The 9,802-nt window shown below is 73.4% G+C and carries 10 protein-coding genes and 1 pseudogene; 2 read left to right on the forward strand and 9 right to left on the reverse strand.

Annotated features, from left to right (window positions below; translation table 11 throughout):
• Positions 1-1,934: murein biosynthesis integral membrane protein MurJ (gene murJ / locus PAI11_RS05370; protein ID WP_040598531.1), on the reverse strand; the 1,934-nt coding region annotated here is incomplete at its 3' end.
• Positions 1,935-1,997: 63 nt separating this feature from the next.
• Here murJ and rpsT point away from each other — a divergent pair.
• Complete coding sequence (gene rpsT / locus PAI11_RS05375; protein ID WP_040598532.1) at positions 1,998-2,261, forward strand: 30S ribosomal protein S20; 264 nt, start codon at positions 1,998-2,000, stop codon at positions 2,259-2,261.
• A gap of 165 nt (positions 2,262-2,426) precedes the next feature.
• On the opposite strand, the gene holA is transcribed toward rpsT, so the two are convergent.
• From holA to PAI11_RS05415, 8 genes are all read right to left on the reverse strand, one after another.
• On the reverse strand, positions 2,427-3,404 hold the full coding sequence (holA, locus tag PAI11_RS05380; RefSeq protein ID WP_007571680.1) for a DNA polymerase III subunit delta: 978 nt from the start codon (positions 3,402-3,404) through the stop codon (positions 2,427-2,429).
• Between the two features lie 53 nt (positions 3,405-3,457).
• Positions 3,458-3,979: a hypothetical protein gene (locus PAI11_RS26835; protein WP_170320691.1), complete on the reverse strand. Its 522-nt coding sequence runs from the start codon at positions 3,977-3,979 to the stop codon at positions 3,458-3,460.
• A gap of 2 nt (positions 3,980-3,981) precedes the next feature.
• A complete protein-coding gene (locus tag PAI11_RS26840; RefSeq protein WP_040598534.1) occupies positions 3,982-4,602 on the reverse strand; it encodes a hypothetical protein in 621 nt (206 codons plus the stop codon).
• A gap of 10 nt (positions 4,603-4,612) precedes the next feature.
• Complete coding sequence (locus PAI11_RS05395; protein WP_007571686.1) at positions 4,613-5,377, reverse strand: hypothetical protein; 765 nt, start codon at positions 5,375-5,377, stop codon at positions 4,613-4,615.
• Positions 5,374-6,123, reverse strand: a complete 750-nt coding sequence (locus PAI11_RS05400) for a phosphate ABC transporter ATP-binding protein (RefSeq protein WP_040598538.1) — start codon at positions 6,121-6,123, stop codon at positions 5,374-5,376. The genes PAI11_RS05395 and PAI11_RS05400 overlap by 4 nt, the downstream gene beginning before the upstream one ends.
• 202 nt (positions 6,124-6,325) lie before the next feature.
• On the reverse strand, positions 6,326-7,345 hold the full coding sequence (locus tag PAI11_RS05405) for a PstA family ABC transporter permease (RefSeq protein WP_007571690.1): 1,020 nt from the start codon (positions 7,343-7,345) through the stop codon (positions 6,326-6,328).
• Positions 7,342-8,337 (reverse strand): phosphate ABC transporter permease subunit PstC, encoded by a 996-nt coding sequence (gene pstC / locus PAI11_RS05410; protein ID WP_007571692.1) that lies wholly within the window; start codon positions 8,335-8,337, stop codon positions 7,342-7,344. The genes PAI11_RS05405 and pstC overlap by 4 nt, the downstream gene beginning before the upstream one ends.
• 36 nt (positions 8,338-8,373) lie before the next feature.
• The gene (locus tag PAI11_RS05415; RefSeq protein ID WP_007571694.1) at positions 8,374-9,186 is read right to left on the reverse strand and encodes a phosphate ABC transporter substrate-binding protein; all 813 of its coding nucleotides are present in this window, start codon (positions 9,184-9,186) and stop codon (positions 8,374-8,376) included.
• A 237-nt stretch (positions 9,187-9,423) separates the two neighbouring features.
• On the opposite strand from PAI11_RS05415, the pseudogene PAI11_RS26845 reads away from it, so the two are divergent.
• Positions 9,424-9,802: pseudogene (locus PAI11_RS26845) on the forward strand (hypothetical protein); the annotation flags it as partial.

Raw genomic sequence — 9,802 nt, forward strand, 5'->3', positions numbered from 1 at the left:
CCCGGCAACGCGGGCAGCGTCCCGGTGCCGGCGACCGCGGCCACCGGCACGAACGCCACCAACCGCCCCGCGAGCCAGCGCGCGATCGCGGACGCCAGCACCAGCGGCAGCGCCAGCACCCCGAGCAGCGCCCCGACGCCGCGACCGAGCGCGCGCGGCGCCGGCCGCGTGGCGAGCGCGATCAACGAGCGAACCACCGGCAGCCGCCGGACGATGCCGCCGAGCCGATCGGCGAGCCGCACGAAGCGGCCGCCCGCGACCTCGAGCTCGCGCAGGCGCAGCTCCCGCGCCATCCCGGCGTAGGCGACGCCGCCGGCGACCACCGCCAGGCCCAGGTAGACCATCGTCACCACCGAGGCCTCGGTCCCGACGGCGACCGCGTCGGCTCCGATCCGGCCGATCAGCACGACGCCGGTGGCGACCAGGACCGCCACGACCGAGGCGATCAGGACCTGGATCAGCGAGCGGGCGACGGGCGCCAGCCCGAGCGCCCCCCCGGTCTCGCGCCGCAGCAGCCGGATCTGCAGCGCGACCAGCACGACGTTGCCGACGAAGGTGCCGATCACGATCCCGGCGATCCCGAGCGGCCGGTAGAGGGCCAGCGAGGCGATCGCCGCCGCGACCAGGCTCCCCAGCGCCAGGCCGGTGTTCGCCCACGGTCGCTGGAGGGCGAAGAACGTGCGGCTCAGCAGCAGGCTGACGCCGTTCAGCGCCAGGCTCGCGCCGAACCAGATCAGCGCCGTCGTCGTCGCGTCGGTGTTGGCCTCGGTCCACTTCCCTCGCTGGAAGAGCGTCGCGATGATGTCGTGCGAGATCACCGGGCTCATGAACAGCAGCCCGACGGGAACCAGCAGCACCACGATCTGCGCCATCCCGCTGCTGACCAGCCCGCGCAGCTCCTGGCGATCGCGGCGCGACACGGCCCGACTCAGCGCCGGGAACAGGACGGTCACGATCGCGACGCTGAAGATCCCCTGCGGCAGCATGTAGAGCCGGAAGGCGGCCTCGATCGCGCGCGGGCCGTCGTCGTCGACGTGGCTGGCCAGGATCGAGTTGATCAGCGCGCTGAAGTTGATCAGGCCGAGGCTCAGCGCCACCGGCACCATCAGCACCAGCACCTGTCTCAGTCGCGGATCGTGCAGATCCACCCGCGGGACCAGCCGGATCCCGTAGCGGCGCAGGACCGGCACCGCCATCAGCAGCTGGACCACGGTGCCGACCAGCACGCCGATCGCCTGGGCGTAGATCCCGTCGACGTCGCCCGTGCCGCCGAAGGTCGGCAGCAGCGCCAGGTTGACGACGATGATCACGCCGTTCCAGACCAGCGGCGACAGCGCCGGGATCGTGAAGTGGCCGTAGGCGTTGAGCGCGCCGACCAGCAGGCCGTTGAGGCCCAGCAGCATCACCGTCGGCAGCATCACCTGCGAGAGCCCGGTGACCAGCCCGTCGGCCGAGCCGCCCAGCTTGTCGCTGACCTCGGAGCCCACGAACAGCGGCATGTAGAGCGGCGCCGCCAGCATCGCCACCACGCAGAGGATCAGCAGGCCACCGAGCAGGACCCAGAACAGGGTCGAGATCAGCAGCAGGGCCTCGCGCCGCTTCCGCTGCTCGATCAGGTCGGTGAAGACCGGTACGAACGCCGCCGACAACGCCATGTCGGCGAACAGGCTGCGCAGCAGGTTGGGGACCGTGAAGGCGAGCGTGAAGGCACTCGCCGCGCCGCTGGCGCCGTAGAGCGCGCTGGCGACCATCTCCCGCACCAGCCCCGCGATCCGCGACAGCCCGGTCGCGATCGAGAAGATGATCGTGTTGCGGGCGCGCCCCTCGGCGGTGGCGACGCCGTCGGGCGCCACCGGGATCGATCCGGTGACGCCGCCGGCGATGGTGGGCTCGGTCGGGGCGGACGCGGTGATCCGTTCGGTCGAGGGCGGCACCGGTGCGGCATCCTACGCGCACCGCAGGTCGGCCCCCGGGCCGCTATCATCCGCCGTCGCTCTATGGCAAACATCGCATCGCAGAAGAAGCGCATCCTGCGCACCGAGCGTGAGCGGCTGGAGAACCGCCGCTACACCTCGGCCATCAAGACCCAGTTCCGTCAGCTGGAGTCGATCGCGCAGTCCGGCGACGCGGCTGCCGCCGACGAGGCGCACCGTCACCTGACGAGCCTGATCGACAAGGCCGTCAAGGCCGGCGCGCTGCACCGCAACACCGGTGCCCGCAAGAAGGCCCGTGCCGCGCGCACCCGCGCGGCCGCCTCCTGACCGACCGACGTCCCGGCGTCCGTTCGCGGACGCCCACTTCGACGGCCCGCCCCGCGGGCCGTTCGTCGTTCCTGGGGCGCCACCGGACGTGACGTTCCGGTCGCGCAGCGACCGCTTCGCGACGAGCCGCGGAAGCCGACCGTCCCCGCCGGTCCCGCGCCCCGCTCAGCGCCGCGCGGTCACCGCGCCGATCACGCGGATCGCCTCGGTGTCCTGATCGAGCGTGCTGTCGCCGCGGGCGGCCAGCTCGAGCGACGCCACCCGGTCGACGGCCAGCGCCAGCGTCGCGACGCCGATGTCGCGGGCCTCGGCGACGCGGCGGTCGGCCTGCCACGGCGGCAGCCGGATCGCCTTGGCGACGGCGCCACGGTCCTCCCCCGCGTCGAGCCGCCGCGCGATCTCGAGCGCGATCCGCAGCCGCGAGGCGAGCATCCCCGTCAGCCGGGCCAGCGACTCGCCCTGGGCGCGCAGCGCCAGGTAGGCGGAGACCGCGGTCGCCCGATCGGCGGCCATGATCGCGTCGACGAAGTCCCAGACCCGCTTCTCCGCCGCGTCGGCGACCGCGCCCTCGACGTCGGCGGTCGACAGCCGGGCACCCGGCCCGTGCTCCAGCGCCAGCTTCTCGAGCTCGCGCTCGAGCCGCACGCGACGCTCGCCGATCGCGCCGACCAGCGCCTGGGCCGCGGCGCCGTCCAGCTCGATCCCCAGCCGCCGGGCCTCGCCGACCGCCCAGCGCGGCAGGTCGCGGGCCTTCAGCGCCCGCTCGGCGACCAGCGATCCGCCGATCTTCTCGATCGCGGTCGCCAGCGCTGGCGGCGCCTGCAGCTTCTTGTCCTCCATCGCCACGAAGGCGACGGTCGTCGTCTCGGGATCGATCGTCGTCAGCGTCCCGACCAGGGCCGCCGTGACGTCGGCGTCCTTCCAGCGCTCGACGCCCTCGACCAGGACGAAGCGGCGGCCGAGGCCGAGCGTCATCGCCGACAGCGCCGCGGCGGCGCCGGCCGGGGTCGATTCCTCGTCGGAGAGGACCTCGACGCCCTCGGCGCCGACCTCGCGCTCGGCCGCCGCCCGCAGCCGCGAGCGCCGCTCCGCGACCCGGTCGTGGTCGTCACCGTGCAGCAGATAGGCGGGCAGCCAGGCCATCGCCCCGGAGCCTGCCAGAGCGCGCGGCGGCGCGGGTCGCGGTCAGCCCGGGCTCAGCGGTTGCCGCGGTCGATCGGGACGACCGGCTGCTCGCTGGTCGGCGCGTCGACCGGCGACGTCACGATCGTCGGCTGGTCGCCGCGCTCGTGGGCCGCCGTGAGCGGCCTCCCCGACGGGGTCACGGGCGGCGGCGCCGGCGCCGCCGCCCGGGCCGGGAGGCCCTCGACGACGCGCACCAGCAGTCGCTCGCCGCAGCTCCAGCAGAACTCCGCGGAACGGCCGTGCGGCGCCCCGCACGACCGGCAGTTGCCGGCGATCCCGGCGTGGTCGGCCAGCAGCCGCTCGACCTCGCTGAGACGCGCGTCGATCACCTGCAGCTCGGCGGCACGTCGGGTCAGGACCTCGAGCCGGAAGTGGTCGCGAACCGCCATCTCGTAGACCAGGCCGCCGAGGTCCCAGGTCCGCTCGGCCACCTCCTCGGCGAGCCGGCGACGCTCGGCCAGCAGCGCCGACTGTCCGGGCGTCGGCCCCGGCAGCTGCTCGACGGGCGCCGAGTGCTGTCGTCGTCCGAGCACGGTCACTTCCCCGCGTTCGGGTCGCCGTCGCCGGTCACCACGACGTCCGGGAGGTTCTCCGACGCCTCGGCGGCCTCCTTCGGCGTCTTCGCCTGGTCGAGGGCCTTGAGTGCCTTCTTCGACTCCTCGACGACCTTCTTCGGCGCCGCCTTCGGCTTGCTCGGCGTCGCGGAGTCGCCCTCGTCGCCGGAGCTGTCCTCGTTGCTCGAGGCGTCGGCCTCGTCGGCCGTGGTGTCGGTCGCCGTCGCGGCCGCCTCGGTCGTGGTCGGCGCCGAGGCCTGCGGCACGCCGCCGCCGACCACGACCGGCTGCTGATCGTCGCCCTGGCCGCCGACGAGGACGCCGACGCCGAACGCGAGCAGCACGCAGGCCAGCGCGGCGAGCGTCGTCAGCAGCGTCGGCGAGGTGCCGCCGGCGCCGCCCGGCGCGTAGTAGGCGACCGGCGCCGGCAGCACCTGCTGCTGCGCCGGCTCGGCTGCGAGCGCGTCGCGGTAGGGCAGGCGCGCGCCATCGCGGCGGGCGCCGCAGGTCAAGCAGTAGCGCTGGTCGGCCGCCAGGATCGCGCCGCAGGCGGCGCACGTCCCGGCGCGGGGGTCGAAGGGCGGAAGGGGTGCGGTGCTCATCGTGGCTCGATCACTTCTTGGCGAGGACGGTCGGGGGCGCCGCGGCCCGGAGCTGCGCGCCGGTGGCGTCGCCGACGAGGAAGGCGACGAAGGACTCGCTGGCGCCGGGCGCCAGCCGCTCGATCTCGGCCGCGCCGGCGGCCACGACGCGTCCGCCGCGCTCGGCGGTCACGAAGACGACGAGGTTGGCCTGCCCGACCCGACCGTCGTTGCGGACGCGACCGGAGGCCGTGACGCGGCCGTCCTCGCGTCCCGGGTGCAGGCCGGAGACCCGCAGCCGCGGGATCCGGGCGGCGGGGACGGTCCGCGCCCGGCCGGGGTTGGCCGTCACCCGCCCGCGCCCGGCGTCGGCCGGCAGCTGGTCGTTGACCCAGGCCAGCCGCTCGCCCGGCCGCAGCGCGACGACCCGCAGCAGCTCGCGGTCGAGGCCGGCCGTGCGGTTGGTGTAGAGCGACGCCTTGCCGCGGCGGACCCGGACCCCGATCGGCAGGTCGATGAGCGCGTGGTCGCCCTCGTTGCGGACCTCGATCGCAACCGCCGCCCCCTCGCTGCCGCGGAGCAGCGTCGGGCGGCCCAGCCGGACCCCCGGGGTCGCGCGGCCGATCCGGACCAGCGGCTCGTGCTGGCTGCCGATGTCGCTCAGCTCCTTGGCCCGCTGCGCGCTCAGCTCCTGCGTCGTCGTGCAGCCGCCGAGCGCGAGCGCGGCGGCACCGGCGACGGCGGTCGCGACGCGCGGGCCGCGGAGACGCGGGGTCGGGGATCGCCGCCGGATCACCCGAAGGTTCCCCCGACGTACTCGCGCGTGCGCTCGGCGCGCGGACGCTCGAACAGCTCCTCGGTCGGCCCGTACTCGATCAGGTCGCCCAGGTACATGAAGGCGACGTTGTCGGCGACCCGGCGGGCCTGCTGCAGGTTGTGCGTGACGATCACGATCGCCAGCTCGCTGCGCAGCTCGTGGATCAACTGCTCGATCACGGTCGTCGAGATCGGGTCCAGCGCCGAGCACGGCTCGTCCATCAGCAGGACCTCGGGCTCGACCGCCAGCGCGCGGGCGATGCAGAGCCGCTGCTGCTGACCGCCGGAGAGCCGCAGCGCCGGCCGGCTGAGGTCGTGGGAGACCTCGTCCCAGAGCCCGGCGCGGCGCAGCGCGTGCTCGACCCGCGGCAGCAGGTCGCGCTTGCTCGGCCGCTTGCGGGACTGCTCGCGCAGGGCGTAGGCGACGTTGTCGAAGATCGACATCGGGAACGGGTTGGGCTGCTGGAAGACCATCGAGACGCGCCGCCGCAGGCGGGTCATCTCGAGCCCGTCGATGTCCTCCCCGTCGAGCACGATGCGGCCCTGCCGGCGCGCGCCGGGGGTCAACTCGATCAGCCGGTTCAGCGACCGCAGGAGCGTCGTCTTGCCGCACCCGGACGGGCCGATCAGCGCCAGCACCTCGCCCTCGTGGACCGGCAGCGTGACGGCGTTGACGGCCGGCTTCGGCGCGTCTCCGTAGAAGATCGACAGCTCGTCGATCCGCAGCCGCTCGCGGCCGGTCGCCGGACGCAGGGCGCGCTCGATCGACGGCGAGACCAGCGGCCGCTCGGCCGGGTCGTCGGCGACGACGGTCGGCGCGCGGTCGAGCGCGATCCGCCGGACGGGCGGCGGGTAGGCCCCGCGGGTGCCGTCGCCGTCGCTCCCGGCGGGATCGTGTGACTCGGTGGCCGGTCGACTCATGCGCTTCTCACTTCTGCAGCGTCCGGGCGGGATCGCGCCGTCCCGCGATCGAGACCAGCGCGTTCAGCGCGAGCACGATCAGGAGCAGCACGAAGGCGGCGGCGTAGGCCTTCTCGGGCGCGCCGCCCTCCCCGGCCGGGGAGTTGTTGTAGACGTAGCTGGTGAGGGTCGACCCGGTGCCCGTGAGGGTCCCCCAGAGCGGCACGCCGCCCTCCGGCTCGATCCGCAGCGTCGCGCCGAGCAGCACCACGATGATCGCCGTGTCACCCGCGATCCGGCCCATGCCGAGCGCGGTGCCGGTCGCGATCCCGGGCCGGACGCTGGGCAGCAGCACCGCGCGGATCGTCGACCAGCGGGTCTTGCCCAGCGCGTAGCTCGCCTCGCGCAGGTGCTGCGGGATCGACAGCAGCGCCTCGCGGGTGGCGGTGAAGATCGACGGGATCGCGATCAGCGACATCATCGCGCCGGCGGTCAGGAAGCTGCGGCCGAAGACCGCGCCGCCGTCGGCCGTGAACGACATCCACGACATCAGCGGCAGCTGGAAGATCGCCAGGCCGAAGATCGCGATCACGATCGAGGGCGACCCGGCGATCACCTCGATCATCGACTCGACCGTCCGGGCCAGCCATCGCGGCCGGCCGAACTCGACGACCCAGAGCGCGGCCCCGACCGCCAGCGGCAGCGCGATCAGCGTGCCGACGATCACCATGATCACGGTGCCGAGGATCGGGTCGAGGATCCCGCCGCTCCTGGTCTGGTTGAGGCTCGGCTCCGGCTGGGTGACGAGCAGGTCGAGGCTCAGGTAGCGCAGTCCCTGCACGAGCATGTAGCCGAGGATCGACGCGGCGACCACGCAGAGGCCGATCCCGACGACCCAGGCGGCGGCGACGCCGATCAGGTCGGTGACGCGCCAGTGGCGCAGCTCGGCGCGTAGGCGCCGCAGCCGCTCACGGGGGCCGTTGGCCCCCGAGCCGGCGCCGGCTCCCGCTCCACCGGCCGGGCGGGCGGGCAGCGTCGGCGTGCTCATCGGGCCCCCTGGGCGCGCAGCGAGCGCTTGATGAAGTACGAGCCGAGCGAGAGCACGAAGCAGCTGACCAGCAGCAGGAAGGCGAACGCGTAGAGCGTCGACTTCAGCGCGGCCGAGTTGATCGACTCGGTGTTCTCGGCGATCGTCGCCGCCAGCGGACGCAGCGGCTCGAAGAGGAAGATCAGGCCGTCCTGGATCCGCGGCGCGTAGCCGTTGGACCCGGAGACCATCGAGAGCATGATCGCCTCGCCCAGGGCGCGGGCGCTGGCGAGCACGGCGGCGGCGACGATCGCCGGCCGGATCGCCTTGACCGCGACCGACATCGTGGCCCGCCATTGGGTCACCCCGAGCGCCAGCGCGCCCTCGCGCCAGCCGCGCGGGACGGACTCGAGCGCGTCGGTGATCAGCGCGATCATGATCGGCGTCACCATCAGCGTCAGCAGCACGACGGAGACCAGCAGCCCCGGGCCGGTCAGCGGGATCACGTTCTGGACCGACTGTCGCTGCCCCTCGCTGATCAGGTTGTCGTTGACGAACGGGACCAGGACCAGGATCCCGATCAAGCCGTAGATCACCGACGGCACCGCGGCGAGCAGGCGCACGACCGGCACGACCACGTTCCGGACCCGGCGCGGCGCCAGGTCAACGATGAAGATCGCGGCCAGGACCGAGACGACGATCCCGATCGCGATCGACAGCACCGTCGTCAGGGCGGTGCCGAAGATCAGTGGCCAGGCCTTGATCGCGTAGGCGCTCGGCGGCGGGGCCTCGCCGCCCTCGACCATCGAGCCGAGCTGCTGGTCGACGGTGCCGCCGGTCGGAGCCGGCCCGTCGCCGAGCCAGCCGAGCCCGTTGTGCTGGAAGGTCGGCCAGGCTTGGATGGCCACGAAGACCAGCATCGCCAGGACGATCAGGACGACCGCGACGGCCGGCGCGCCGAGCAGGAGCCCGGCGCGGCGGTCGGTCAGCGGTCCTCGCAGGCGGGCGAGCAACGATCGTTCTCCTACGTGTCTCGCCCGCCCCTGGACCTAGAGGGAGAGCCACTCCTTGTTGGTGATCTTCTTCGCGGCCTTGTTCGTCTTGACCCAGGAGATGAACTTCTTGGCCTCGCCCTGCGGCACGCCGCGGGTCACGAACCAGAAGTTGCGGACCGCGCCGTAACGCTTCGCCTTGGCGTTCGAGCGGGTGCAGGCGACGCCGTTGTAGCCGACCGAGTGGGCGCCCTTGGTGAAGTCCAGGGACACGTAGCCGACCGCGTTCGGGTCGCTCTTGACGCTCTGCTGCACGAGGCCGTTGGAGGCCTTCGCCGCGACGACCGTCGACAGCGGCGTCGAGCCCATGAAGAGCTTCTGGAAGGCGTCCGCGGTACCCGAGGTCGAGGTCCGGGTGACCAGGTTGATCGTGCCCTTGGACGTCGCGCCCGGGACCTGCGACCAGTCGCGGATCTTGCCGGAGAAGATGCCCTGGACCTGCGCCTGGGAGAGGCTGCCGATCGTGTTCGAGCTGTTGGTGATCAGGCAGACCGCGTCGCGCGCGATCTTGGTGAACGCGAGGCCACCGGGATCGCCGCTGGTCTTCGGATCGCGCGAGCTCATGCCGATCGTGACCGCGCCCTTGGCCGCGTCGGTCACGCCGACGTCGGAGCCACCCTGGGCGATCTTGATCTTGACGCCCTTGTGCGTCTTCTTGTAGCTCTTGGCCAGCTGGCTGGCGAGCGGGTAGACCGAGGTCGAGCCGCTCATCGTGATGACCTTGGACTTGGCCTCCGCAGCGGCCGGGACGGCCACGGCGAAGCTCGCGGTGACGGCCAGCGCTGAGAAGGCGCGAACGGAGTTGCGCATCGAGAAGGTGCTCCTTGGTGACGAGAGAGGTCCCAGCCGTCGCCCGCGAAGGCAGCGGGTGGCACAACGGCGACCGGGAGCATGGCCATCCCGCAACCAACAGTTGTGACGATCCGGTATCAACCGCGTGAATGCAGGACCCGGTTGACGTGCGCACACCAACCATCACACCATCACCACCAGGCCGTCACAGTCCAGTAACACCATCACCGCACGCGTGGACGAGGTTTCCTCGTCATGCGCGGGGTCGACGATCGATCGGAGCGGGCCGGTGCGCCCGCGCCAGCGGGTGGCGACGTCCCCGCCGGGCCGATCGGCCCGTGTCGCGGGTGCGGCGCGCCGACCGTCAGCGACCAGCGCTACTGCCTGAGCTGCGGAACGCTGGTCGGCAGCCGTCGCCTCGACCCGCTGCGGATCGCTCGTGGCGAGGGCGCGTTCGCCGACCCGGCCGCGGTCGCCCCCGGGCCGGCCGGCGGCGACGACCGGCGACCCTTCTCCCCCGTGCCCCTGACCGCAGTCGCGACGGTCCTGATCGCCGCCGCGGGCGGCGTGCTCGCGGGCGGCTCCGGGAGTGGCGCCGCCCCCGCCTACGCCGGCCCGAGCGCGCCGCCGGCCG

The organism is Patulibacter medicamentivorans (genome assembly GCF_000240225.1).
GTDB classification, from domain to species: Bacteria; Actinomycetota; Thermoleophilia; order Solirubrobacterales; family Solirubrobacteraceae; genus Patulibacter; species Patulibacter medicamentivorans.

Excerpts from the sequence above, each read along its gene's own strand:
- PAI11_RS26840 (WP_040598534.1), bottom strand. The coding sequence starts at position 4,602 with ATGAGCACCGCACCCCTTCCGCCCTTCGACCCCCGCGCCGGGACGTGC.
- PAI11_RS05415 (WP_007571694.1), bottom strand. The coding sequence starts at position 9,186 with ATGCGCAACTCCGTTCGCGCCTTCTCAGCGCTGGCCGTCACCGCGAGC.
- PAI11_RS05405 (WP_007571690.1), bottom strand. The coding sequence starts at position 7,345 with ATGAGCACGCCGACGCTGCCCGCCCGCCCGGCCGGTGGAGCGGGAGCC.
- holA (WP_007571680.1), bottom strand. The coding sequence starts at position 3,404 with ATGGCCTGGCTGCCCGCCTATCTGCTGCACGGTGACGACCACGACCGG.
- rpsT (WP_040598532.1), top strand. The coding sequence starts at position 1,998 with ATGGCAAACATCGCATCGCAGAAGAAGCGCATCCTGCGCACCGAGCGT.